This is a genomic window from Afifella marina DSM 2698 (assembly GCF_900102695.1).
In the GTDB taxonomy this organism is placed as follows: Bacteria; Pseudomonadota; Alphaproteobacteria; order Rhizobiales; family Afifellaceae; genus Afifella; species Afifella marina.
The window spans coordinates 296888-322133 of the sequence record NZ_FMVW01000005.1; the positions used below are offsets into that span (position 1 = coordinate 296888).

Consider the following 25246-nt stretch of genomic DNA (forward strand, 5'->3'; position numbering starts at 1 on the left):
TGGGTCACATCGTGGCCAGGGGTACCATTTCCGCACCGGCGGCAGCAATGAGGTCCGTGTCGAATGTCGCGAGTGGCAGGCTGCGGCGCTGGGCGAGCTCGAGATATGCCGCATCATAGACGGTGAGCCGATGGCGCTCCGCAAGCGTCGTGCTCGCCGTCCAGGCCTGGTCGTCGCATTCTGGATCGATCTCGATCGGAAGGGCCGCAAGATTGGTTAGCGCCCGATCGCGGAATGCTGTGTCGATCCGCTGTCGACGTATGGCCGTCTGCAGCGCGTTCGCAATCTCGTAGCGCCAGAGAGAGGGGACAACGGCCGCTTCGGCGGCGACGCGCTCAAGCAGCACGCGGGATATCTCGGTCTGTTCGTCCTTGAAGAACCAGGAGAGTGCAACTGAGCTGTCGAGGACGAGGCTCAACGTCGTCCTTCACTGACGAGATCTTGTATGTTCAATCCGCCGAGCGAGGCCTGCCTGCCCTGTTCCAGGATGTCGGCAACTGCGGCGCGGATTTGATCCCGGTTGGACGTGCCTGTTTCGCGGATGAGACGCGCAACCGGCCGGCCCTGCCGCGTGATGACGATTTCTTCGCCCTTCTCGACACGGTCCAGGAGGCTGCCAAGTGTATTCTTCGCCTCAAAAGTCCCAGTCTGTCGCATCAGACACCCAATAGGCTATGCCTGTTAGAATAAGCGTGGCGCATTGGTTCAACAAGACGGCGTGTCTATAAGTGCTCGTCCGTTTCACGCCAGCTGAAAGCGCGTTTCCATGACCCTCACGACCATTTCCGGCTTCGATCGCATCGGCGAAGAGAATGCCTTTGCCGTCCTGGCGCGGGCCGGGGCGCTCGCCGCTGAAGGCCGCGACATCGTCAATCTCGGCATCGGCCAGCCGGATTTCAAAACGCCCGAACATATTGTCGAGGCGGCGGTGAAGGCGCTCAAGGACGGGGCGCATGGCTATACGGATGCGACCGGCATCCTGCCTTTGCGGGAGGCGGTGGCGCGGCGCGTGCTCGCCACCACCGGCGTCGAGGTCTCGCCAGGAAACGTGATGATCGTGCCGGGGGGCAAGGTGACGATGTTTGCCGCGATCTTGATGTTCGGCGAGCCGGGCGCGGACATCCTCTATCCCGATCCGGGTTTTCCGATCTATCGCTCGATGATCGAGTTCACCGGCGCGCGGCCGGTGCCGGTGCCGATCCGCGAGGAGAACGGTTTCGCCTTTTCAGCCGAGGAGACTTTGTCGCTGCTGACGCCCGACACGCGGCTCGTCATCCTCAATTCGCCGGCCAATCCGACCGGCGGCGTGACGCCGAAGGCGGAGATCGACAAGCTGGTGGCGGGGCTTGCCGAGAGGCCCGACATCGCCATCCTCTCCGACGAGATCTACGATCAGATGGTCTATGACGGTGAGAGCCATGTCTCGCTTCTCGCCTATCCGGAGATCGGCGACCGTCTCATTCTTCTCAACGGCTGGTCGAAGACCTGGGCGATGACCGGCTGGCGCATGGGCTGGTCGATCTGGCCGGATGCGCTTTACGACAAGGTGAGGAAGCTCGCCGTCAACGCCTGGTCCTGCGTCAACGCCCCGGCGCAATATGCCGGGATTGCCGCGATCGACGGACCGCAGGATGCGGCAGACGAGATGATCGCCGCTTTCGATCGCCGGCGCGGCGTCGTCACCGAGCTTTTGAACGAACTGCCGGGCGTCTCCTGCATCACGCCGAAAGGCGCCTTCTATGCCTTTCCGAATATTTCCAAGACGGGCTTCAAGGCGAAGCCGCTCGCGTCCGCGCTTCTGGAAGAGGCGGGCGTCGCGTTGATCGGCGGGCCGGATTTCGGCGTCCACGGCGAAGGCTATGTGCGCGTCTCCTACGCCAATTCGGAGGAGAACATCCGCCGTGCGGTCGATCGGATCGGCGATTTTCTGACGGGCGCCAAGGCCCGCCAGATCAGCGCGTGACGAGCTCCGGCCCCATCAGGATCGTCGGCAGGAAAGTCGAGATCCACGGCACGTAGGTCACGATCACCAGGAAGATCATCAAGATGCCGGTGAAGGGGAGCGCCGCCTTCACCACGCGCACGAGATTCATCCCCGTTATGCCGGAGGTCACGAAGAGGTTGAGCCCGATCGGCGGGGTGATCATGCCGATCTCCATGTTGACGATCATGATGATGCCGAGATGGATCGGATCGACGCCGAGCTGAATGGCGATCGGGAAGACCACGGGCGCCACGATCAGCAGCAGGCCCGACGGCTCCATGAACTGACCGCCGAGAAGAAGCAGCAGGTTGACCGCGATGAGGAAGGTGAACCAGTTGAAGCCGGCTCCCAGCATCCAGTCGGTGATCGTCTGCGGAATGCGTTCTGACGTCAGCACATGGGCGAAGAGGAGCGCGTTGACGATGATGAACATCAGCATGATCGTCGTCTTGCCGCTGTCGACGAGCACCTTGCGCGTGTCGCGATGGAAGCAGGCGGCCGGAAAGCCGAGGACGATGTCTTTGAGACCGCGGGCCCAGACCGGCAGGCTCGCCAGCAGCGCCTTCGGCGCGCTCGTCCCTTCGCGCCAGGCGAGGTAGGCGACGAGCGCCACCAGAGAGACGCTGATCGCCAACATCTGACGCGTCTGAAGCGTGGAATCCGGCACCAGGAAGAAGCCGAAGATCAGGATCGTGACGTAGAGCGTGAAGGCGTAGACGACGCCGAGGAAGCCGTTGCGTGCGGCGTGCCCGTCCTCCTCGCGCACCCATTTGCGGCCCTTCAGGGGACCCATGTCGCGATAGACGAAAAGCGCGACCAGGAAGGCGTAGACGGCGGCGACAGCTGCAGCCTCCGTCGGGGTGAAGGCACCGCCATAGATGCCGCCCAGGATGACGACGATCAGGAAGAGGCCGGCCGCCGCATCCTTGCCGGCGGAGAGGATCTCGCCAAAGCCCGGAAAAGGCTGGGGCTGCAGCCCGCGGATGCGGGCGTTGATGTAGATGCCGACCATCAGCATGACGCCGGCGAGAAGACCCGGAATGACGCCGGCGAGGAACATGCGCCCGACCGAGACGTCGGTTGCCGCCGCATAGACGACCATGACGATCGAGGGCGGGATCAGGATGCCGAGCGTTCCGGCATTGGCGATGATGCCGGCGGCGAATTCCTTGGAATAGCCGGTCTGGCGCATGGCCGCGATGGCGATCGTGCCGATCGCTACCACGGTCGCGGGCGAGGAGCCTGAGAGCGCGGCAAACAGCATGCAGGCGAGGACGGAGGCCATGGCGAGGCCGCCGCGCATATGGCCGACGGTCGCGACGGCGAAGCGGATGATGCGCTGCGCGACGCCACCGGTCGACAGGAACGCCGATGCCAGGATGAAGAACGGGATGGCGAGGAGCGTGTAATTCTGCGAGGCGGTGAAAAGCTGCAGCGCCACCGAGGACATGGAATCGGTGGAGAAGAAGGCGATGACGATGACGCTCGACAGGCCAAGCGCGATGGCGATCGGCACGCCCAGAAACAGAAGGGCGAGGACGAGCACAAAAAGGATCGAGGATTCCATATCGGCGCGGCTCTAGCGAGGATCGTGGGGGCGTCGGCCGTAGCCGTGCGGATGCGTGTGGGTGATGGAGCCTTCGAACGGCTCTTCCTCGTCGTCGTCGTCGTCGAGAAAGCCTTCGTTCTCGGCGACGAGCTCTTCGGCTTCATGGGCGGCGACGATGAGTTCACGGCGCCCGGCGACGATGGCGACCGTCGCCTGGAGAGAGCGCAGGACGAGAAGGAAAAGGCCGATCGGCAGCATGAGATAGGCGACCCAGCGCTGCACGCGTTCCGGCGCGCCGAAAGTCTCCTGAACCCAGACGGGATAGCGAAGATCGTCGAGGCCGAGGGGCAGATGGTAGAAACGCGTCCAATAGGCGATGGCGCCGCCCTTCGAATTGGCGCCCAGATATTGCAGCCAGTCGGAATAAAGCAGGATCACGGCATAGAGCAGCACCGTGAGGGCGCCGAAAATCGCCGCCACTTTGAACAATGGCCGCGGCAGCGCCCGGATCACGACGTCGACGCCGAGATGCGCGCCGATCTTCACGCCATAGGCCATGCCGAAGAGGATGAGCCAGGCGAAGAGGATGCGGGTGAATTCAAGCGCGCCGGTCCAGCCGGAATGGAAAACGTAGCGGGCGACGACCTGGGTGAACTGGGTGAGCGTCATCGCCGCCAGGAGAAGCGCGATGAAGCTCTCTTCCAGGTGGGTGACAAAGCGCTTGGCCCTCGTGCGCATGGGCTTTCCCTCCGGGGCGGGCGGTCGTCTCAGACGACGACCGGTGCCGGCCAGCGCGTGCCGGCCGGGCGGAAGTCTGCGCCCCGGCGGGCGGGGCGCAGATCGGCTCAGATCAGCTGTTGCCGGCGGCGACGGCGGCGTCGATCACGTCCTGGCCGACATCGTCGCGGAACTGATCCCAGACCGGCTTCATGGCGTCGACCCAGGCCTGACGCTCTTCAGGCGTCAGCTCGCGCACGGTGCCGCCCGCGTTGATGATCTTCTGCTTGGCCTCTTCGTTGATCTCCTCGGCGCGCGCATTGTACTCGTCGCTCACCTCCTTGAAGATCGACAGGAACTGGTCGCGCACGTCGGGCTCAAGGCTGTCCAGCCATTCCGTCGACGTGACCGCCAGATAGGTCAGAAGCTGGTGGTTCGTTTCGGTGATGCCGTCCTGCACCTCAAAGAACTTCTGGGTGTAGATGTTGGACCAGGAATTCTCCTGACCGTCGACGACACCCGTCTGCAGCGCGCCATAGACTTCCGAGAAGGCGAGCTTCTGGGCATTGGCGCCGAGCGCCTCGATCATCGCCTCGGCGACATCGGAGGTCTGGATGCGGAATTTCAGGCCCTTGGCGTCTTCCGGCTTCATCAGTGGCTTGTTGGCCGAGAACTGCTTCAGACCGTTGTAGATGTAGCCGAGGCCGATGAAGCCCTTGTCCTCGATCGCGTGGAGAAGCTTCTCGCCTTCCTCGCTGTTGGAGAACTTGTTCACCGCATCCATGTTGGGGAACAGGAACGGGAAGTCCCAGATGCGATATTTCGTGGTGTAGGCCTCGAACTTCGCCAGGGACGGCGCGGCAAGCTGTACGTCGCCGAGAAGCAGCGCTTCCATCACCTTGTCGTCGTCGAAAAGCTGAGAATTCGGAAACACCTGCATGCAGGCGGTGCCGTCCATCTCCTTGTTGACGCGCTCGGCCAAGGCGGCCGCCATTTCACCCTTCGGGTGACCCTGCGCGGCGACGACATGGCTGAACTTGATGACCATTTCGCCATCGTCGCAGGCGTCCTGCGCGAATGCCGGGCCGGCAGCCGCCAGCATTGCTACTGCGGCGAGACCGCCGAGGAGCTTATTCATTGGAGTTCCTCCCTGAACTTCTGACTTTTGAAGACAAGCGCAAGAGCAAGGCCCGGCGCAAGTCTCCTGCTGCCGGGCCGTTACGTTGCCCCGGCCCTTATACGATTGGCTCTTGTGGATTGGCTAGACCAATTGTCCTAGCCACAAAGTCGAAGACGCGCCCGGAAATGAAACGCTTTCAGGCATTAAGGCAGAAACGGGAGAGGGCGTCGCGGGTGGTCTGAGGCGCGGCGGATATACGTTTGCGGGGTCTCGAAAGCACTTGTGGGCCTTGAGGATTGACCTCAAGACCCACCTTTGTGCCTGCGACAGTTGGTCTGTGTAGCGCGTTAAAGCACGCGGCTTCCGAGATAGGGGAAGGGCCGCTTCGGCTCATCGGCATGAGGTCGTGCGCCCTTGGGCAGCGTCGGGAAGTTCTCCCCGGCGCGGGCACGTTTCGGCTCCACCGCATTCGGCCTCTTGCCCGAGGCGGTCGGTGCGGAGCGCACCTGCACCTTCTTGTCGGCGCGTTCTTCAAGGGCCTTCAGGATGGCGTCGCACCAAGCCTGGGCCGTGCCCTTGCTGATGCGATCGAACATCGCCTGCCAGCGCTCCTTGCGCTCCTCGCGTGACATGTTGAGCGCCTGCTGCAGGGCCCTCGCGAGGGAGGCCGTGTCGTACGGATTGACGATCAGCGCCTCGGGCATCTCCTTCACCGCGCCGGCAAAGCGCGACAGGACGAGAACGCCCGGATCGTCGGGATTTTGAGCCGCGACATATTCCTTGGCGACGAGGTTCATTCCGTCGCGCAAGGGCGTGACGAGGCCGACGCGGCTGGCCCGATAGATGCCGGCCAGAGCCCGCCTCGTGAAGCCGCGCGTCATGATGCGGATCGGCACCCAATCGAGCGCCGAGAAGGCGCCGTTGATGTGGCCGGCGAGCTCTTCAAGCTCGCTCCTGAGGTCCGAATAGGCTTCGAGATCGGAACGCGACAGCGGCGCGACCTGCATCAGGCTGACCCGACCGCGGTTTTCCGGATAATCCTCCAGAAGCCGCTCAAAGCCGCGGAAGCGTTCCGGGATGCCCTTGGAATAATCGAGACGGTCGACGCCGATGATCTGGTGGCGGTCGCGCAACAGCACCTTCAGCTGCGCCTCATGCTCCTGGGCTTCGTCGCTGACGGCGAATTCCGCAAAGCTCTGCGTGTCGATGCCGATCGGGAAGGTGGAGGCGCGGAACGTGCGCCCATAGGCTTCCAGTTCGTCATTGGGAAGTTCGCGTCCGCCGAGCTCTTCGACGACATAGCGGGCGAAGTTCCGCCGATCGGAATCCGTCTGGAAGCCGATCACGTCATAGGCGGTGAGGGAGCGCACGATGCTCTGCGAGTTCGGCAGAGCGGTCATGATCTCCGGGCTCGGGAAGGGGACGTGCAGGAAGTAGGCGAGGGGGCCGGTGAAGCCCGATTCGCGCAGGCGTTCGCCCAGGACGATGTAGTGGTAATCGTGGACCCAGACCATGTCGCCCGGCTGAAGCTGCGGCGTCAGGCGGGCCGCCATGCGCTCGTTCACACGCCGGTAGGCGTTTTCATAGCGCTGATCGAAATTTGCGAGATCGAGGCGGTAATGGAGGAGGGGCCACAACGTCTGGTTGGCATAGCCGCCGTAAAATTCTTCGGCGTCTTCAGGGGTGAGGTCGATGGTGGCAAGGCGTACCTTGTCGTGGTCTTCGATCTTGAGCGGGCCAAACGTGCCCTCGTCGCTCTTTTCGCCTGACCAACCGAACCAGATGCCGCCGCGCGTACGCAGCGCATCTCCCAGACCCACGGCCAAACCGCCAGCTTTGCCGCCGTCATGCAACGGCCCTACCCGATTCGACACGACTACGAGACGTCTCATGAGCCTGCTTTCGCCTCCGTCATTGCGCGTTTCGTCATTGTCATCATGTTTTCGGCAGAACCCCCGAACTGCTTCTTAAGTTCCTTTGGTCACGCACTTTTCATTGGCGTGCGACGGCGTCGAGCCAGCGGTGAACCGCGGCGACGTCGTCGAGGCGATATTTCGCGGTCGTCTCTCCCGAACCGACCTTGATGCCGAAGCCTCCGGCCGAGGCGACCCATTCGAAGCCGTCCTCGTCGGTGGTGTCATCGCCGATGAAAACCGCCTTGCGGCCGGCGAAAGGCTCGCGCTGCATCAGTTTTTCGATCGCCTTGCCCTTGTCGACGCCCGCGGGCCGGATTTCGACGATCGCATGGCCCTTGACGAGCCGCAGATCCGAACAGCCCGCCACCGCCTCCTCGCCGAGCCTTTCGGCGCGGTCCGCCTCTTCCGGCGCGGTGCGGTAATGCACGACGAGCGCCGTCTCCTTGTCTTCGATGCGGAGCTTGTCGCCCGGCCCGATCGCGGCCTGAAGCCGTGCGCGCGCCGTGGCGAGATCATCAGGCGGCGGTGCCGTGACGACTTCGCCGCCCGCCGTGTAGCGCACTTCCTGACCGTGCACGCCGGCCGCCGGAAAGGCGAGCGGTGCAAGAAAACGGTCGATTGAAGAAAGGGCCCGCCCGCTGATCAGGGCGACGGCGCCGCCCTGGCGTTCTTCCAGAGCGCTCAGGCGCTCAAGCGTGCCGGGCTCCAGAGTAATCCCATCGGGATCGTCTGCAAAACCGACGAGGGTGCCGTCGAAATCGAGGAAGAGAGCGTGGAGGGTCTTGTCGAGAAAGGGTGGTTTCGAAAGATCGCCCATGACCAATGGGTAGCGTGTTTGCGCAACTGCGTCAAATTTGGTTGCGCTGCAGCAAAGGATTGACTGTGCTCCGACCATGAAAAAACCCGCGGCCAGGACGGCCGCGGGTCGATTTCTTGAGCCGGTCTCAAGACCGGCAAGTAGTTGTCGTCAAAGGGCTTATTCGTCGCCCTTAATTTTTTTCCTCGGCGTTGCGCTTCTTCAGCGCGGCACCCAGGATGTCGCCAAGCGAAGCGCCGGAATCGGTCGAGCCGTACTGGGCAACCGCTTCCTTCTCTTCGGCGATCTCCAGCGCCTTGATCGACAGCGCGATACGGCGCGCCTTCTTGTCGATGTTGGTGACGCGGGCATCGACCTTCTCGCCGGCGGCAAAGCGCTCGGGGCGCTGCTCGGAACGATCACGCGCCAGCTCGGCGCGGCGGATGAAGGCGGTCATCTCGGTATCGGCGATCTTCACCTCGATACCGGAATCCTTCACCTCGACGATCTCGCCGGTGACGATGGCGCCCTTGCGGATGCCCTCAACGGCCTCGGCAAACGGATCGCCTTCGACCTGCTTGATGCCGAGCGAGATGCGCTCCTTGTCGACGTCGACTTCCAGGACGACGGCCTTGACCATCTCGCCCTTCTTGTACTCCTCCATCGCCTCTTCGCCCTGGCGGTCCCAGGAGAGGTCGGAGAGGTGCACCATGCCGTCGACGTCGTTGTCGAGGCCGAGGAACAGGCCGAACTCGGTCTTGTTCTTGACTTCGCCTTCGACGAGCGTGCCAACCGGATGGTTGTCGGCGAACTCTTCCCAAGGATTGCCCATGGCCTGCTTGAGGCCGAGCGAGATGCGACGCTTCTGAGGATCGACCTCGAGCACCATCACCTCGACCTCCTGAGAGGTGGAGACGATCTTGCCCGGATGGACGTTCTTCTTGGTCCAGCTCATCTCGGAGACGTGGATCAGGCCTTCGATGCCCGGCTCCAGCTCCACGAAGGCGCCGTAATCGGTGATGTTGGTGACGCGGCCGGTGAACTTGGCGTTGACCGGATACTTCACCTCGATGCCTTCCCAGGGATCCGCCTCGAGCTGCTTCATGCCGAGCGAGATACGGAAGGTCTCCGGGTTGATGCGGATGATCTGCACCTTCACCGTCTCGCCGATCGCCAGGATCTCGGAGGGGTGATTGACGCGCCGCCATGCCATGTCGGTGACATGCAGGAGGCCGTCGATGCCGCCGAGATCGACGAAGGCACCGTATTCGGTGATGTTCTTGACCACGCCGTCGACGACCTGGCCTTCCTTCAGCTTGGCGACGAGCTCCGAGCGCTGCTCGGCGAGCGTGTCTTCAAGCACGGACCGGCGGGAGACGACGATGTTGCCGCGCCGCTTGTCCATCTTCAGGATGCGGAAGGGCTGCGGCGTCTGCATCAAGGGGCCGACATCCTTCACCGGGCGCACATCGACCTGAGAGCGCGGCAGGAACGCCACGGCGCCATCGAGATCGACCGTGAAGCCGCCCTTCACCTGGTTGAAAATGGTGCCCTGAACGGTGTCGTTCTTCTCGAAGCTCTCTTCAAGACGGACCCAGCTTTCCTCGCGACGCGCCTTTTCGCGCGACAGCATGGCCTCGCCGAGCGCGTTTTCCACGCGCTCCAGATAGACCTCGACCCGGTCGCCCGGCTTCAACTCGCCGTCGCGGCCACGAACGCCGAATTCCTTCAGCGGCACCCGGCCTTCGACCTTCAGGCCGACATCGATAACGGCCATGTCCTTTTCGATGGCGACCACAGTCCCATCGACAACCGTGCCCTCCTGGACATCGGCGTCGGCAAAGGATTGTTCGAGTAGGGCCGCAAAATCTTCACGGCTCGGCTGCGGGGCAGCCTGTTGCATACTGGCCATTCATGCTCCTGTTAGGGCCCGCATCTGGGGCGGCTCTTAGGCTCGCCTGCGGGTCACAGCGCCATCGGTTCGTGTTGCTCTGGCCGCGTCCTCCCCCGCATCTAAGCGGTTGGCGCATCGGGACGAAACGGCGCGGTTCCCCCGCGCGCCGTCTTAACGATCTCCAGATAGCCCTAAAGGCACACCCTCAAGAAGGGCATGCCTCGCTACGGGCCGAAACGGCTCGATCAATAATCGCGACAGCTGCGCGGAATGCCGCTTCTATAGTCATTGCGCTAGTATCGATCAAGTGGGCGTCGTCTGCGGGACGCAGCGGCGAATCGGCTCGCTGCATGTCGCGCGCGTCGCGCCGCTTGAGATCTTCAAGGACAGCCTCGTAGTCGACATCCTGTCCGCGGCCGCGCAGTTCCTCTGTGCGGCGGCGGGCGCGTTCCTCGGGCTTTGCCGTCACGAAAAGCTTGGCGGCGGCATCGGGGCAGACGACCGTGCCGATGTCGCGCCCGTCGAGCACGGCGCCGGGCGGCTCGGCCGCGAATTGCCGCTGGCGTTCGACGAGGGCGCGGCGAAGTTCGCCCATGACGGCGATCTTCGAGGCTGCCTCGCCGATATCGTGCGCGGCCAGGCGGTCGCGCTCCATCGCCGCGAGATCGAGCCGTGAGGCTGCGGCGACCGCCGCGGCGACATCCGGCTCGTCCTCGCCGGAGGCCAGAAGCTCGGCCGCCACGGCGCGGTAGGTGAGGCCGGTATCGAGATGGCGCAGGCCGTAATGGGCGGCAAGCCGGCGGGCGAGGGTGCCCTTGCCGGAGGCGGCCGGGCCGTCGATGGCGATGATGAGGGGCTTGCTCATGACAGCGCCCGCTCCTGTTCGTTGAGATCGGCGCCGAGCTTTCGCAAAGTTTCCTCGAAATTCGGGAAGCTCGTTGCAATCATGTTGGCGTCGTCGACGGTCACCGGCTTTTCCGCCGCAAGGCCCAGAACGAGGAAGCTCATGGCGATGCGGTGATCGAGATGTGTGGTGACGGTGGCGCCGCCCGGCACCTTGCCGCCGCCCGGCACCTTGCATCCGGTGACGGCGAGGCTCGCCTCGCCCTCTTCGCAGGTGACGCCGTTCGCAGCGAGGCCGGCGGCGACGGCGGCAAGGCGATCGGATTCCTTGACGCGCAATTCCTCAAGCCCGTGCATGACCGTCTTGCCTTCGGCGCAGGCGGCGGCGATGGCAAGGATCGGATATTCGTCGATCATCGAGGGCGCGCGTTCGGCCGGCACCGTCACGCCTTTAAGACGTGAGGTGCGGGCACGCACATCGCCCAGACGTTCGCCGCCCGTCTCGCGCTCATTCTCGATCGAAAGATCGGCGCCCATGTCCTGAAGCACCTGCAAGAGGCCGGTGCGGCGCTCGTTGAGGAGAACGCCTTCCACGACGATATCGGAATCGGGGCAGATGAGGCCGGCGACGATCAAAAAGGCGGCGGAGCTCGGGTCCGACGGGACTTCGATCGGCTGCGGCGTGAGCTCGGGCAGGCCTTCAAGGCGGATCACCGTTTCGCCCGACGCCGTCGTCTTCACCTCGATATCGGCGCCAAATCCTTTGAGCATCTTTTCGGTGTGGTCGCGCGTCGGCACGGGTTCGATCACCGTCGTGGTGCCGGCGATGTTGAGGCCTGCAAGGAGGACGGCCGATTTGACCTGAGCGGAGGGGACGGGCACGCGGTATTCGATCGGCGCCATCGGCGAGGCGCCTTTGAGCGTCAAAGGCAGGCGGTCGCCGGAGCGGGCGATCACCTCGACGCCCATTTCACGCAGCGGATCGAGGATGCGGCCCATCGGCCGGCGCGACAAAGACGCATCGCCGAGGAAGGTCGTGGCGAAGGGGTGGGCGCCGGCGAGAGCCATGGTGAGGCGCGCGCCGGTGCCGGCATTGCCGAAGTCGAGGGCGGTTTCAGGCTCCAGAAAACCGCCGGTGCCGAGGCCGTGGAGGCTCCATTCGCCGGTGGAATGCCGCTCGACCTTGGCGCCGAAGCTGCGCATGGCCGCGGCCGTGGCGAGGACATCGGCCGCTTCCAGCAGGCCCGTGATCCTGGTCTCGCCGAGAGCGAGCGCGCCGAACATCAAGGAGCGGTGCGAGATGGATTTGTCGCCGGGCACCGTGACGCGGCCCGAAAGACCGGAGGAGGCACGTGCCGTCGACGGGCGTGGAACGGCTTCCGACATGGGCGATGTCCTCATATGATGCTGCGACAAGGTGCTCGCTCAGATGCATTCTGGAGCGCTTTCGGGGCATGCCCCGGCGCCCTCCCGTTAGCATCCTCCCCGGCAGGGGTCATCCCCGTGGGCGCCCCGCGCGATACAGATGCACAGAGAAGGCGTTTGACAGGGGCAGCACCGGCCGGTAGTGGGACCGCGATTTTCTGACATTCGAGGATTAGCCGACGTGGCCAAGCCAGAACTTGGAACCAAACGCGTTTGCCAGGAATGCGGCACCAAGTATTACGACCTCAATCGTGATCCTATTGTGTGCCCGCATTGCGGTACCGTCTATGAGCTGTCCGCCCGCGAAAAGGCGGCAGAAGCGGCCGCGGCCGAGCAGGAAGAAGAGGTCGAGGACGTCGTCGAAGCGGAAGACGACGAGGAGGATGAGGACGTGGATGTCGTCTCCCTCGAAGAGGCCGAGGACGAGGAAGATGGCGAGACCACGAAGTCGACGTCTTCCGATGACGACAGCGACGACGAGGACGTTCCGGAGATCGACGACGACGGGTTGGAGATCGACGGGGACGACGACGATGACACCTTCCTCGACGACGATGAGGATGGCGATGAGGACGTCTCCGACATCCTCGGTGACGTCGACGAAGACGAGGAGCGCTGAGGCGCTGCAAAATTCGCGTTTTTCGGGACTTGCAAAACGTCGACGTCGCGCATAGTTTCCGCCCGCTTCGGTCGGAGGGCAATCGCTCCCCGGCCGAACAAGGCTCCCGCCTCGAAGGTGGCAGCCTGAAGGCCGATCCTCTCATGTGATCGGTCAATCCCAAAGAATGGGGCCGTAGCTCAGTTGGGAGAGCGCGTGAATGGCATTCACGAGGTCAGGGGTTCGATTCCCCTCGGCTCCACCATTCTTCGATGTGATTCTCTTTCTACGATGCGTCATCGCCTCCGCTCCCGCCGAATCGGCTGCACGGAGGAGTTTGTGAGAATCACCCCGAGCGTTCTCGGGACAATCGACCGCGGGCCTTGCCGTTCTTTGCCCGCCTGATTTCGCCCGCTTGATGTCGACAGGACAGGAACCGCTTCGACATGGACAAAAATCTCGCCGTTTTCGCCCTTCCGGTCTCGCTGCGAGAAGTTTGTTTCCATGTCCGTGTTTCTCACCCTTTCCGATCTTTCCTGGTCCACACCTGACAGCGCGCCGCTTTTCAGCGGCCTTCATCTGAGATTTGGCCGCGAACGTATCGGCATTGTCGGGCGCAACGGCATCGGCAAGACGACCCTCCTGCGGCTCATTGCGGGCGAATTGCGTCCCACATCGGGTCATGTCGATGTCCATGGCACGATCGGTCTGATGCACCAGGAGATGGCGGTCGGCGGCGGTGAGACGATCGCGGACTTCTTCGGCGAAGGCGCGGCCGTGGACCTGGTCGATCGTGCCGAAGCCGGGCTTGCCGGTGTCGACGAGCTTGCTCGGGCCGATTGGACGGTTGCCGAGCGCATCCGGGCCGCACTCTCCCGCTGTGGTCTCGACGCCGATCCGCGCACGCCGCTTGCGGCGCTTTCGGGAGGTGAGCGGACGCGTGTCGCCCTTGCCGCTCTCGTCTTCGAGGCGCCTGATTTCCTGCTTCTCGACGAGCCGACGAACAATCTCGACCGTGCAGGCCGGCAGGCGGTGATCGAACTCATCCGCGGTTGGGGGAGCGGCGCCCTTATCGTCAGCCACGATCGTGAGCTTCTCGAAGAGATGGATGCGATCGTGGAGCTGTCGCAGCTCGGAGCGGTGCGCTACGGTGGAAATTACAGCGCTTTCAGGGAGCAGAAGGCGGCCGAATCTGAGGCCGCGGAGCGCGCGTTTGCGGATGCGGAGAAGACGCTCGCCGAAACGAGGCGACGGGCGCAGCAGGCCGCCGAACGCAAGGCGCGCACGGACAGCCGGGGACGAAAGTCCCGTGCCAGGAAAGACCAGCCCAAAATTCTGATGGATGCGGCAAAGGAGCGGGCCGAAGCGACAGGCGGGGCACATGCGCGTCTGCGCGATGCACGGCTTCAGACGGCGAAGAACACGCTTGCCGAGGCGCGGGCGTCTGTCGAGATCCTGCGGCCCTTGTCGATGGAGCTTGCCCCGACCGGTCTGCCCCGCGGCAAGACCGTCCTCCGGGTCGATGCGGTGACCGGGGGTTATGCGCCGGAAAGGCCGGTCATTCGCGATTTCTCTCTGACGATCACCGGGCCTGAGCGTGTCGCGATCGCCGGGCCGAACGGCTGTGGCAAAACCACGCTGATCAAATTGATCACCGGTCGGCTCGAGCCCTTCAGCGGTCATATCGATCTTTGCGTGCCGTTTGCGTTTCTCGACCAGCATGTGAGCCTGCTGCGTCCGGAGCTTTCCTTGCGGGAGAATTTCCGCCGGTTGAACTCTGAGGCGGACGAGAACCAATGTCGTGCGGCCCTGGCGCGGTTTCGCTTCCGCGCCGAAGATGCGCTGCAGGAGGCGGGGAGCCTGAGCGGGGGCGAACGCCTGCGCGCCGGCCTCGCCTGCACCATCGGTCAGGCCGAACCGCCCGGCCTTCTCGTTCTGGACGAGCCGACGAACCATCTCGATTTCGATGCGCTTCAAGCCCTCGAGAATGCGCTCCAGGCCTATGACGGCGCGCTCCTCGTCGTCAGCCACGACGGGGCGTTTCTTGCGCGCCTCGGCCTCGACCGGGTGGTGGAGCTTTCCGGCGGCTGAGCGATCTCGCACCGGCTTGTGCAACCGATGAGCATTGGAGGAGGAGAGAGACTTTGGCTTTTTGCGATCATATGTTCGTGGTGACCGGCGGGCCGGGCTCGGGAAAGACCGCGCTTATCGGAGCGCTCGCGGTGGCCGGGCTGCGCACCATGCCGGAGGCTGGACGTGCGATCATTCAAGATCAGGTTCAAATCGGCGGGTCCGCTCTGCCCTGGGCGGACCGGAACGCCTTTGCGGAGCTCATGCTCTCTTGGGAATTGCGCTCCCACCGCGAAGCCCTCGCCATCGCCGGTCCGGTCGTGATGGATCGCGGCGTGCCGGACGTGATGGGTTATCTGCGCCTTTGCGGCCTCAGAGTTCCCGATCATGTGCGCAAGGCGGCTGAGCTCTACCGGTACAACCCGCGGGTTTTTCTCGCGCCCTGGTGGCCCGAGATCTTCGGGCAGGATGAGGAGCGCAAACAGGACGCCGCAGAAGCGCAGGAAACCGGCGCGGTGATGGAGAGAACCTATCTGGAGCTCGGCTACGAGGTCGTGCACCTGCCTTGCGTCAGCATCGAAGACCGCGCGGCCTTCGTCATGGAGCATGCGAGGCTGTGACCGGCAAGCGTGCCGGTGTTGCGCCGATCCTGGCGGCGTATGTCAGCTTCCCTGGCGGAAGCGGCCGGAGAGGATGTGGCTGGAGCCCGGATAGACGAAGTTGGCGAAGGTGATCATGGTCTTGCCGCGCCAGGTGCGGCGCTCGACGCTGAGGCAGGGCTCGTCGTCCGCGATCTCAAGCAGGCCGCCGGCGGTGCTGCCGGCTCGGATGGCCGCAATGCGGTGCTCGCCTTCGGTGTAGGAGACGTTTTCCAGAAGCCAGGGCCCCGGCGGAATATCCTCGAACGGGATGTCGCGGGCTTCCGGCACGATGGCGAGATTGATCCAGCGGTCTTCGAGGGCTGCGGGCTTTGAGCTTGCGAAATGCCGGCAATGGAGATGCAGGATTGGCGTCTCCGCCGCGACGCCTGTCGCAAGGCTCATCGCCGCGGAGACATGGGCTTCCTGCCGCTGCATCAATTCATAGCCGTAATCCTCGCCCCGGGCCTCGATTTCGTGGCGAATGTCGCCGATCGAGGTGACGGCGTGCTCGCCGGCGCGCGGGGCGACGAAGCTGCCGACACGGCGCCGGCGGGCGATGAGGCCCTGATCGGCAAGTGCTCTGAGCGCCCGGTTCACCGTCATGCGCGAGGCGCCGAAAGTCTCCATGAGGCTGACTTCCGGCGGAATGCGCTTTCCCGCTTCCCAGGAGCCGGAGAGAATCGGATCGGCGATCGCCCGGCGGATCTGGTCGTGGAGCGGACCTTCGCCGTCGAGCTTCAACTCCGCCGTCATGGGACGAGCCGGCGCATCGTCTCGGCAAAGCGCGCCCGGATTTCGGTGCGGGCAATGTGACGGCCGGATTCCACCTTCTTCTCGCCGCCGACATAGACGTCGGCGATCGCGGCCGGGCCGCCCGTAAAGATGTAGCTGTCGAGAAGGCGATCGTCCTCGCGCCCGACGAGGGTCGGATGGTCTTGATCGAGGACCACGATGTCGGCGCGACATCCGACTTTCAGACGGCCGATCGGACGAGCGAGCGCCTGGGCGCCGCCTGTCGCAGCGCCCTCGTAGAGCCGGCGGCCGGTGGAGAGGGCGGGCTCGCCGAGGACGTTTCTCGCGCGCTCCTTGAGGCGCTGCGAATATTCCAGCATGCGCAGTTCCTCTGCCGCGCTGATCAGGACATTGCTGTCGCTGCCGACGCCGAAAGCGCCTGAGGCGGACAGAAAGCGGGTGCCGTCGAAAATCCCGTCGCCGAGGCTCGCCTCGGTGATCGGGCAGAGGCCCGCCACCGCGCCCGATCGCGCCAGCCCTTCGGTTTCTTCCGGCAGCATATGCGTGGCGTGGACGAGGCACCAGCGGCGATCGAGCGCCGCATTTTCGAGGAGCCATTCGACGGGACGGGCGCCGAGGGCCGCCACGCATTCCTCGACTTCTTTCGTCTGTTCGGCGGCGTGGATGTGGAACGGGCCGGACGGACAAAGCGTCAGAACGTCGTTGAACATTTCCGGCCGGATGGCACGCAAGGAATGCGGCGCGATGCCGAGTTGGGCATCGGGGAGCGTCGCGAGGTGGGTGCGGGAGGCTTCGAGAAGCCGGGCGAAGCGTTCCGGGTCGTTGCCGAAGCGAAGCTGCGCCGGGCTCAGCGGCTCGCCTTCAAAGCCGTTCTCGCCATAAAAGACGGGAAGAAGCGTGAGGCCGATGCCGGTTGCGCGCGTCGCCTCGACGATGCGGCCGGCCATTTCGGCGATGTCATCATAGGCGGTCCCGCCCGGCGCATGGTGGAGATAGTGAAATTCACCGAGCGCGGTGAAACCGCCTTCGAGCATTTCCACGCAGGCCTGAGCGGCGATCGCCTCCACATCATCCGGCGTCAGGCGCTCCAGGAAGGAATACATCACCTCGCGCCAGGTCCAGAAGGAATCGGCCCTCTCGCCGCGCCGTTCGGCAAGCCCCGCCATGCCGCGCTGGAAACAATGGCTGTGCAGGTTCGGCAGGCCGGGGAGGGCGACGCCGGAGGACGGGCTCGTATCTCTCTGATCCGTCTCGATTTTTGCGATCGTGCCATCGTCGGCGACGTCGATTGCAACATTCTCGGCCCAACCGGTCGGCAACAGAGCCTTGTCGAAACGGAGCTTGATCATCGGCTTTATCCTCGCTAATCCTTATTTGTATAGACAAATGATGAGAGCGAGGGAAGAGCTTGGCTGAACCTGTCGATCGTCTCTGGGGCCATGCGCGCATCGCCACGCTGGAACCCGGATCGGGTGATGGCGCGCTCGGCATCATCGAAGGCGGCGCGCTCGCCGCGAAAGACGGCAAAATCGTCTTCGTCGGCCGCGAGAGCGACCTGCCGGACGTCACGCCCAAGGAAACGATCGACTGCGAAGGCCGGTTCATTCTGCCGGGCCTCATCGACTGCCACACGCATCTCGTTCACGGCGGCAACCGCGCCGCGGAATGGGAAATGCGGCTGAAGGGCGAGAGCTACGAGGCGATCGCCAAGGCCGGCGGCGGCATCGTTTCGACCGTGTCCGCCACGCGGGCCGCCTCCGAAGACGATCTCGTCCAATCGGCGCTGCCGCGCCTCGATACGCTTCTCGCCGAGGGTGTGACGACGATCGAGGTGAAATCCGGCTACGGGCTCAATCCCGACAGCGAAGTGAAGATGCTGCGTGCCGCGGGCCGGCTCGCAGAGCTGCGGGACGTCGATGTGGTGCGCACCTTCCTCGGCGCGCATGCGCTGCCGCCGGAAGCGGAGGGCGACAAGGACGCCTATATCGCTGAGGTCTGCGACAAGCAGCTGCCGCTTGTGGCGGCGGAAAAGCTCGCCGATGCGGTCGACGGCTTCTGCGAGGGGATCGCCTTTTCGCCGGAGCAGATTGCCAGAGTCTTCGATGCTGCCAAAAGTTTCGGCCTGCCTCTCCGCCTCCATGCCGAACAGCTGTCCGATCTCGGCGGGGCCGCACTGGCCGCACGCTATGGCGCGCTGTCGGCCGATCATCTGGAATATCTGGGCGATGACGGCATTGCCGCGATGGCGAAGGCGGGCACGGTCGCCGTGCTCTTGCCCGGTGCCTATTACTTCCTGCGCGAAAAACAATCGCCGCCGGTTGCCGCCTTGCGCGCGGCGGGCGTGCCGATCGCGATCGCGACCGATTGCAATCCCGGCACCTCGCCGATGACCTCGTTGACCCTCACCATGAACATGGCCTGCACGCTCTTCCGTCTCACCCCGGAAGAGGCGATCGCCGGCGTCACCCGCGAAGCCGCGAAGGCCCTCGGGCGCGCGGCGCGGATCGGCACGCTGGCCGAAGGAAAGGACTGCGATCTTGCGATTTTCGACATCGAGCATCCGGCCGAGCTTGCCTACCGCATCGGCTTCAATCCGCTCTGGCAGCGTGTGAGGCAGGGACGATGACACAGCTCACTTTGACGCCCGGCGCCGTGACGCTCGCCGAACTTGAACGCCTTTACCGCGACGGTCTCGATGCGGAGCTCGATCGGGCCTGCCGCCCAGCGGTGGAAGCCTCGCAGGAGCAGGTGCAAAAGGCGGCCGCCGGCGAGGCCGCCGTCTATGGCATCAATACCGGCTTCGGAAAGCTCGCCTCGACGCGCATCGCGCCCGCCGACACGGCGCAGCTGCAGCGCAATCTCATCTTGTCGCATTGCTGCGGCGTGGGCGAGGTGCTGCCGGCGCCGATCGTGCGGCTGATGATGGCCCTGAAGCTCCTGTCGCTCGGGCGCGGCGCATCCGGCGTGCGCTGGGAGATCATCGCCTGTCTGGAAGACATGATGGCGAAGAATGTCGTTCCCGTCGTGCCCCGGCAGGGCTCGGTCGGCGCCTCCGGCGATCTCGCGCCGCTCGCCCATATGACGGCGGTGATGATCGGCGAGGGCGAAGCGGTCTATGACGGTGCGCGTATGGAAGGCGGCGCCGCCATGCGGGCCGCAGGCCTTCAGCCCGTCGTGCTCGGCCCGAAGGAAGGCCTCGCGCTCATCAACGGCACGCAATGTTCGACCGCGATGGCGCTTGCCGGTCTCTTCGGCGCCTGGCGGGGGGGTCTTACGTCGCTGGTGACCGGAGCGCTTTCCACCGATGCCGCGATGGGCTCCGCCGCGCCCTTCCGCGAAGAAATGCACACGCTGCGTGGCCAGCCCGGGCAGATCGCGGCGGCGGCGGCGCTGCGCAATCTGATGGCGGATTCGGAAATTCGCGAATCGCATCGCGAGGGCGATGAACGCGTGCAGGACCCTTACTGCCTCAGATGTCAGCCGCAGGTCGCCGGCGCCTGTCTCGATCTTCTGCGCCAGGCCGGCCACACGCTTCGTATCGAGGCGAATGCGGCGACGGACAATCCGCTCGTTCTGACCGAGAGCGGCGACATCGTCTCCGGCGGCAATTTCCACGCCGAACCGGTGGCGTTCGCGGCCGACCAGATCGCGCTTGCGATCGCCGAACTCGGTTCGATCGCGCAGCGGCGCATTGCCATGCTGGTCAATCCGACGCTCTCCTTCGGCCTTCCCGCCTTCCTGACGCCGAAGCCCGGTTTGAATTCGGGCTTCATGATCGCGGAAGTCACCGCTGCGGCGTTGATGAGCGAGAACAAGCAGCGCGCCAATCCTTGCTCGACGGATTCCACGCCGACGAGTGCCGACCAGGAAGACCATGTCTCCATGGCGGCGCACGGGGCGCGGCGGCTCGGTCCCATGAATCATAATCTCTCGCGCATCATCGGCATCGAATGGCTGGTGGCGGCGCAGGGCGTGGAGCTTCGTGCGCCGCTTCACACCTCGCCCGCCTTGCAGAAGGCGCTGGCGCGGCTGCGGGATGCGGTGCCGGCGCTTGAGGATGATCGCTATCTTGCTCCCGATCTCGGTGCGGCGGCGGGCCTCGTGGAAGCGGGTGCGGCGCTTGAGGCATGCCGGGACGTGGCATTTCCCGATCTGGAGGCTTGACCCTTGCGCGATTTCATCACCGTCGGACGCGGCGGCTCACCGCTCATCCTGTCTTTCCCGCATACCGGCACGGCGATCCCGCCGGAGCTCGAGACACGTCTCGTCAGCCGCGAGCGGGCCATCCTCGACACCGATTGGTGGATCGACCGGCTCTATGGCCCGATTGCCAAGCAGCTCGATGCGAGCATCGTCCACACGGTGATGTCGCGCAGCGTCATCGACGTCAATCGCGACCCGTCCGGTGCTTCTCTCTATCCCGGGCAGGCGACGACGGGGCTGGTGCCGACCGAAACCTTCGACGGCGAGCCGCTTTATCGCCCGGGTGAAGAGCCGGAGGCGGCGGAGATCGATGTCCGCCGCGAGACCTGGTTTGCGCCCTATCACGCAGCGCTCGACGCTGAGATCGCCCGCGCGAAGAGCCGGCACGGTTTTGCCGTTCTCTATGACTGCCATTCCATCCGCTCGGTCATTCCCCGTCTCTTCGACGGTGAATTGCCGGTCTTCAATCTCGGCACAAACGAGGGGGCGAGCTGCGCGCCCGAAATGCAAACGGCCGTCGCCGATGTCTGCGCGGCGTCGGATTTCCCGAGCATCGTCAACGGCCGCTTCAAGGGCGGCTGGATCACCCGCCATTACGGCCGCCCGGAAGAGCGTGTGCACGCGCTGCAGATGGAGATCGCCTGCCGCGGCTACATGGACGAAGACCCCGTCGCCTGGAACGAGGAAAAGGCCGAGGCCTTGCGGTCCGTTCTGACGAAAGCCCTGACCGCTCTCCTCGTGGCGGCCAAAACCAAGGAACAGAGCTGAGCACATGAACCGTCTCGACAACGCCCGCAAAATCTCAAGCCCGCGGGGAACCGAGCTCACGGCCAAATCCTGGCTGACCGAAGCGCCGATGCGCATGCTGATGAACAATCTCGACCAGGAGGTTGCCGAAAAGCCGGAAAGCCTCGTCGTTTATGGCGGCATCGGGCGTGCGGCACGCGACTGGGAATCGTTCGACCGCATCGTGTCGACGCTGAAGGAGCTCGAAGCCGACGAGACGCTGCTCATCCAATCCGGCAAGCCGGTCGGCGTCTTCCGCACGCATGAAGACGCGCCGCGGGTTTTGATCGCCAATTCCAATCTCGTGCCGGCCTTCGCCAATTGGGAGCATTTCAACAAGCTCGATCGGGCCGGGCTGATGATGTACGGCCAGATGACGGCGGGCTCGTGGATCTATATCGGCACGCAGGGCATCGTTCAGGGCACCTACGAGACGTTTGTGGAGATGGGCCGCCAGCATTACGGCGGCGATCTCTCCGGCCGCTGGATCCTGACCGGCGGGCTCGGCGGCATGGGCGGCGCGCAGCCGCTCGCCGCCACCATGGCCGGCGCCTCCATGCTGGCCGTCGAATGCCAGCAAAGCCGCATCGAGTTCCGCAAGCGCACCGGCTATGTCGATGAGATGACGCAGGACCTCGACGAGGCTCTCGCCATGATCGAGCGCGCCGCCGAAGAGAAGAAGGCGATCTCCGTCGGGCTTCTCGGCAATGCCGCAGAGGTCTTTCCGGAGCTCCTGCGGCGCGGCGTGCGCCCGGATGCGGTGACCGACCAGACCTCGGCGCATGATCCGCTCAATGGTTATCTGCCGGCGGGCTGGACGCTCGGCGAATGGGAAGAGCGGCGCGAGAGCGACCCTGACGGCGTCGAAAAGGCGGCGAAAGACTCCATGCGGGCGCAGGTGGAAGCCATGCTCGGCTGGTGGGACCAGGGCGTGCCGGTCGTCGATTACGGCAACAACATTCGCCAGCGTGCCAAGGAAGTGGGGCTTGAGCGCGCGTTCGACTTTCCGGGTTTCGTGCCGGCCTATATCCGCCCGCTCTTCTGTCGCGGCATCGGGCCATTCCGCTGGGCCGCGCTTTCCGGCAACCCTGAGGACATCTTCAAGACCGATGAGAAGGTGAAGGAGCTCCTGCCGGACGACAAGCACCTGCACAACTGGCTCGACATGGCCAAGGAGCGCATCCACTTCCAGGGCCTGCCGTCACGCATCTGCTGGGTCGGGCTCGGCGACCGCGACCGGCTCGGTCTCGCCTTCAACGAGATGGTGGCGAAGGGCGAGCTCGAAGCGCCGGTCGTCATCGGCCGCGACCATCTCGATTCCGGTTCCGTCGCCTCGCCGAACCGCGAGACGGAATCGATGCGGGACGGCTCGGACGCCGTTTCCGACTGGCCGCTCCTCAACGCGCTTCTCAACTGCGCTTCCGGGGCGACCTGGGTGTCGATCCATCATGGCGGCGGCGTCGGCATGGGCTGGTCGCAGCATTCCGGCCAGGTGATCGTTTGCGATGGAACCGAAGCGGCCGCGCGGCGCATCGCCCGGGTTCTGTGGAACGATCCGGCGACCGGCGTCATGCGCCACGCGGATGCGGGCTATGAGGACGCGCTCGCATGCGCCCGCGAGAAAGGCCTGAAGCTGCCCGGGATTTTGGGCAGCTGAGGCTTTCAGCTCATCAGACTTCGAGGAGGCGGGCTGCGGCCCGCCTTTTCTTTGCGCGCCGTTTCAGGGGCCTGGCGGATCGTCACTCCACCCAGAGGCCGCGGCTCTTGTGCCAGCCTTCGAGCGATTCCTCCGGGTAGCCCTCAAAAGTCTGATCGTTCGGGCCGATATCCGGCACCACCCAGTTCGCCTTCGAGCCGAGCATCAGATGCACGCGCTCCGGCGGGATCGGCAGCTCGCTGTCGATTGCCGAGGCGAAGGGATGGATGAGCTCCGGCCAAGTCGGGTCGAAAAGCCAGAGCGCGGTGGCGCAATGGCGGCAGAAATTGCGTTCGCCTGTCGAGACCTCGCAATGGCCGCCGCGGTCGATTTCGGCGCGGAAGACCTTGATCGCCTCGCGACCGTCCACTTTCAGCGTCGCGGCAAGGCCGCCGAGATTGATGGCGTAACCGCCGCCTCCCGCCGTCTTGCGGCAGATGGAGCAATAGCAGAGCTGGTAGGGCTGGGGCGTGTGGCTTTCGACGGAAAAGTGCACCGCGCCGCAGCGGCACGAGCCTTTCAGGGTCATCGGCATGGCAACATCCTTGCAAAGAACCTTGTTTCTCTCCGGCATCTAGGACGCTGAGCCGACGCCGCGAGGGGATCCGCTTCTTATGCTGCCTTTGTGTGCCGCCCGGCGGCGTTGCGCCTCTGGCGTTGCAGCTCTTGGCGTTGCTTCTCCCGCCCAGGCGTTCTCGCCGCGGTTCGGAAGCCGGCAAAGTCAATGATTTCGCGGCGTTTGGCGCCTTGCCTCCTTGCAACTCTTGCCACAATCATTTCATAACGACGCGTTGCAGCACCCCAGAGGACGGACCTCATGCAGCCTTTGCCGGTGACGCTTTGATTGTCCGCAACCTCTTTGTTCCATTCAGGATGATGACATGTCGCTAGTCGCCAACACCGCGCCCCACCTTCCTTATCTGCGTCGCTTCGCCCGCGCATTGACGGGCGGGCAGAAGAGCGGAGATGCCTATGTGGTTTCCGTGCTGGAGGCGCTCGTCGAGGATCCCGATTCCTTCAATTCCGACAACGACCCGCGCGTCGAGCTCTTCAAAGCCTTCTGCCGCTACTGGAATTCGGTCGATATCAATCTGAAGGAAGACACGGTCGATCCGGTTGGCGACCCGTCCGTGCGGCGGCTCGAGGCGATCACGCCGCTGCCGCGCCAGGCCTTTCTGTTGATGTCGGTGGAAGATTTCTCCGCCGGCGAGACGGCCGAAATTCTCGGCAAGTCGGAAGAGGAGGTTTCCCGCCTCGTCGACCAGGCCGGACGCGAAATCGCCGAGCAGGTGGCGACCGACGTTCTCATCATCGAGGACGAGCCGCTGATCGCCATGGACATCGAGACCCTGGTGAAGACGCTCGGCCACAGCGTGACCGGTGTCGCCCGCACGCATTCGGAAGCCATCAAGGCGGTGGAAGAGCATCGCCCGGGGCTCGTTCTCGCCGATATTCAGCTCGCCGACGGCAGCTCCGGTCTCGATGCCGTCAACGAAATGCTGCAGTCGTTTTCCGTGCCCGTCGTCTTCATCACCGCCTATCCGGAGCGGCTTTTGACCGGCGAGCGGCCGGAGCCGGCCTTCCTCATCACCAAGCCGTTCCAGCCGGACACGGTGAAGGCTGTGATCAGCCAGGCTTTGTTTTTCGAGCGCCGCGCGAGCTAGTTGCGAGGCGACCAGAGGGGGCTCAAAACCCCGACCGGCGCGAGGGCGCGCGCGCTGCAGGCGGCCTTCGCAAAAAAAAATCGCAGCCCGTCGTTTTTTTTCGGAACCTTCCTTCAAGCCCCCCGTTGTGGGTCCATAAGTAAGAGTTACGGAAACGGCGGGCGCGCCTCCTCTTCCCCCCTTTGCCCCAGCGTCCGCTGTTTCCGTCAACTTTCAAAGCAGCAGAAGCAGCAAAGAACAGGCCTCCTCCGGGAGGCCGCAGACTGCTGACGAACCCCGTCATTTTTGGCGGGGTTTGTTTTTTGTGGTGATGCGGATCGCTGCTCGATTTTGTCTGTCTACGTCGAAGCGGATGCTGGGGGCCCTCATGCGGGGCTCGGAGCCGGCATCCGGCTGAGTGCGATGGCCATCTTCTTGATGTTCTGAGCGGCGGCGGCGAGCAGGCACTGGCTGGAGACGCGGCTCAGACTTCGGAACCGGGCGTAGCGGTGGCCATGGAGCTGCTTTGCATCGGCAAAGGAGCGTTCCACCGTCTCCTTGCGCCGCTTGTAGATCGCTTTGCCCCAGGGTGTCAGGCGATGGGCATCGGTC

General features: G+C 64.4%; 23 protein-coding genes and 1 tRNA gene. 10 read left to right on the forward strand and 14 right to left on the reverse strand.

Going from position 1 to position 25246, the window contains the following annotated elements:
- Window positions 1-4: 4 nt before the first annotated feature.
- On the reverse strand, window positions 5-418 hold the full coding sequence (locus BLP76_RS12740) for a type II toxin-antitoxin system VapC family toxin (protein ID WP_092813660.1): 414 nt from the start codon (window positions 416-418) through the stop codon (window positions 5-7).
- The gene (locus BLP76_RS12745) at window positions 415-657 is read right to left on the reverse strand and encodes a type II toxin-antitoxin system Phd/YefM family antitoxin (protein ID WP_092813663.1); all 243 of its coding nucleotides are present in this window, start codon (window positions 655-657) and stop codon (window positions 415-417) included. Before BLP76_RS12745 ends, BLP76_RS12740 begins: the two co-directional genes overlap by 4 nt.
- Before the next feature lie 109 nt (window positions 658-766).
- On the opposite strand from BLP76_RS12745, the gene BLP76_RS12750 reads away from it, so the two are divergent.
- Window positions 767-1963: a pyridoxal phosphate-dependent aminotransferase gene (locus tag BLP76_RS12750; protein ID WP_092813666.1), complete on the forward strand. Its 1197-nt coding sequence runs from the start codon at window positions 767-769 to the stop codon at window positions 1961-1963.
- On the opposite strand, the gene BLP76_RS12755 is transcribed toward BLP76_RS12750, so the two are convergent.
- The 8 genes from BLP76_RS12755 to aroA form a co-directional block, all read right to left on the reverse strand.
- On the reverse strand, window positions 1953-3551 hold the full coding sequence (locus tag BLP76_RS12755) for a TRAP transporter large permease (RefSeq protein WP_092813668.1): 1599 nt from the start codon (window positions 3549-3551) through the stop codon (window positions 1953-1955). The genes BLP76_RS12750 and BLP76_RS12755 overlap by 11 nt on opposite strands.
- Window positions 3552-3563: 12 nt before the next feature.
- A complete protein-coding gene (locus tag BLP76_RS12760) occupies window positions 3564-4271 on the reverse strand; it encodes a TRAP transporter small permease (RefSeq protein ID WP_092813671.1) in 708 nt (235 codons plus the stop codon).
- A 112-nt stretch (window positions 4272-4383) separates the two neighbouring features.
- Complete coding sequence (locus BLP76_RS12765) at window positions 4384-5388, reverse strand: DctP family TRAP transporter solute-binding subunit (protein ID WP_092813674.1); 1005 nt, start codon at window positions 5386-5388, stop codon at window positions 4384-4386.
- A gap of 329 nt (window positions 5389-5717) precedes the next feature.
- Window positions 5718-7262: an alpha,alpha-trehalose-phosphate synthase (UDP-forming) gene (locus tag BLP76_RS12770; protein WP_092813677.1), complete on the reverse strand. Its 1545-nt coding sequence runs from the start codon at window positions 7260-7262 to the stop codon at window positions 5718-5720.
- A 100-nt stretch (window positions 7263-7362) separates the two neighbouring features.
- Entirely contained in the window at window positions 7363-8103 is a 741-nt protein-coding gene (gene otsB / locus BLP76_RS12775; protein ID WP_092813680.1) for a trehalose-phosphatase, read from the reverse strand.
- A gap of 172 nt (window positions 8104-8275) precedes the next feature.
- Window positions 8276-9994 (reverse strand): 30S ribosomal protein S1, encoded by a 1719-nt coding sequence (gene rpsA, locus BLP76_RS12780; protein ID WP_409977007.1) that lies wholly within the window; start codon window positions 9992-9994, stop codon window positions 8276-8278.
- A gap of 187 nt (window positions 9995-10181) precedes the next feature.
- Window positions 10182-10841 carry a (d)CMP kinase gene (gene cmk / locus BLP76_RS12785; RefSeq protein WP_092813686.1) on the reverse strand — a complete coding sequence of 220 codons (660 nt, stop codon included), beginning with the start codon at window positions 10839-10841 and terminating at the stop codon, window positions 10182-10184.
- Complete coding sequence (gene aroA / locus BLP76_RS12790) at window positions 10838-12205, reverse strand: 3-phosphoshikimate 1-carboxyvinyltransferase (RefSeq protein WP_092813689.1); 1368 nt, start codon at window positions 12203-12205, stop codon at window positions 10838-10840. The genes cmk and aroA overlap by 4 nt, the downstream gene beginning before the upstream one ends.
- Before the next feature lie 220 nt (window positions 12206-12425).
- Between aroA and BLP76_RS12795 the strand changes: the two genes are divergently transcribed.
- From BLP76_RS12795 to BLP76_RS12815, 4 genes are all read left to right on the forward strand, one after another.
- Window positions 12426-12863 carry a TIGR02300 family protein gene (locus BLP76_RS12795; protein WP_092813692.1) on the forward strand — a complete coding sequence of 146 codons (438 nt, stop codon included), beginning with the start codon at window positions 12426-12428 and terminating at the stop codon, window positions 12861-12863.
- A 168-nt stretch (window positions 12864-13031) separates the two neighbouring features.
- Window positions 13032-13107 (forward strand) — tRNA-Ala (locus tag BLP76_RS12800).
- A gap of 239 nt (window positions 13108-13346) precedes the next feature.
- Window positions 13347-14933: an ABC-F family ATP-binding cassette domain-containing protein gene (locus BLP76_RS12810; RefSeq protein ID WP_092813699.1), complete on the forward strand. Its 1587-nt coding sequence runs from the start codon at window positions 13347-13349 to the stop codon at window positions 14931-14933.
- 71 nt (window positions 14934-15004) lie between these two features.
- Entirely contained in the window at window positions 15005-15532 is a 528-nt protein-coding gene (locus BLP76_RS12815; RefSeq protein WP_092813702.1) for an AAA family ATPase, read from the forward strand.
- A 42-nt stretch (window positions 15533-15574) separates the two neighbouring features.
- Here the strand turns inward: BLP76_RS12815 and hutC are convergent, their stop codons facing one another.
- Both hutC and BLP76_RS12825 read right to left on the reverse strand, forming a co-directional pair.
- A complete protein-coding gene (gene hutC / locus BLP76_RS12820; protein ID WP_092813705.1) occupies window positions 15575-16306 on the reverse strand; it encodes a histidine utilization repressor in 732 nt (243 codons plus the stop codon).
- Window positions 16303-17655, reverse strand: coding sequence for a formimidoylglutamate deiminase (locus tag BLP76_RS12825; RefSeq protein ID WP_092813708.1), 1353 nt, complete (start codon window positions 17653-17655; stop codon window positions 16303-16305). The genes hutC and BLP76_RS12825 overlap by 4 nt, the downstream gene beginning before the upstream one ends.
- Before the next feature lie 59 nt (window positions 17656-17714).
- Here BLP76_RS12825 and hutI point away from each other — a divergent pair, with 59 nt between their 5' ends.
- Genes hutI through hutU form a run of 4 tightly spaced genes read left to right on the forward strand, consistent with a single transcriptional unit; the run spans window position 17715 to window position 22952 of the window.
- The gene (gene hutI, locus BLP76_RS12830) at window positions 17715-18932 is read left to right on the forward strand and encodes an imidazolonepropionase (RefSeq protein ID WP_092813711.1); all 1218 of its coding nucleotides are present in this window, start codon (window positions 17715-17717) and stop codon (window positions 18930-18932) included.
- Window positions 18929-20470, forward strand: coding sequence for a histidine ammonia-lyase (hutH, locus tag BLP76_RS12835; protein ID WP_092813714.1), 1542 nt, complete (start codon window positions 18929-18931; stop codon window positions 20468-20470). The genes hutI and hutH overlap by 4 nt, the downstream gene beginning before the upstream one ends.
- Before the next feature lie 3 nt (window positions 20471-20473).
- Window positions 20474-21277: an N-formylglutamate deformylase gene (gene hutG, locus BLP76_RS12840; RefSeq protein WP_092813717.1), complete on the forward strand. Its 804-nt coding sequence runs from the start codon at window positions 20474-20476 to the stop codon at window positions 21275-21277.
- 4 nt (window positions 21278-21281) lie between these two features.
- Window positions 21282-22952 carry a urocanate hydratase gene (gene hutU / locus BLP76_RS12845; protein WP_092813720.1) on the forward strand — a complete coding sequence of 557 codons (1671 nt, stop codon included), beginning with the start codon at window positions 21282-21284 and terminating at the stop codon, window positions 22950-22952.
- Between the two features lie 82 nt (window positions 22953-23034).
- Here the strand turns inward: hutU and BLP76_RS12850 are convergent, their stop codons facing one another.
- A complete protein-coding gene (locus BLP76_RS12850) occupies window positions 23035-23526 on the reverse strand; it encodes a GFA family protein (RefSeq protein ID WP_092813815.1) in 492 nt (163 codons plus the stop codon).
- A gap of 346 nt (window positions 23527-23872) precedes the next feature.
- Between BLP76_RS12850 and BLP76_RS12855 the strand changes: the two genes are divergently transcribed.
- Complete coding sequence (locus BLP76_RS12855) at window positions 23873-24655, forward strand: response regulator (RefSeq protein WP_092813723.1); 783 nt, start codon at window positions 23873-23875, stop codon at window positions 24653-24655.
- A 365-nt stretch (window positions 24656-25020) separates the two neighbouring features.
- Here BLP76_RS12855 and BLP76_RS12860 read toward each other — a convergent pair.
- Window positions 25021-25246 (reverse strand): transposase (locus BLP76_RS12860; RefSeq protein ID WP_171904403.1); only part of this gene is annotated, 226 nt, incomplete at its 5' end.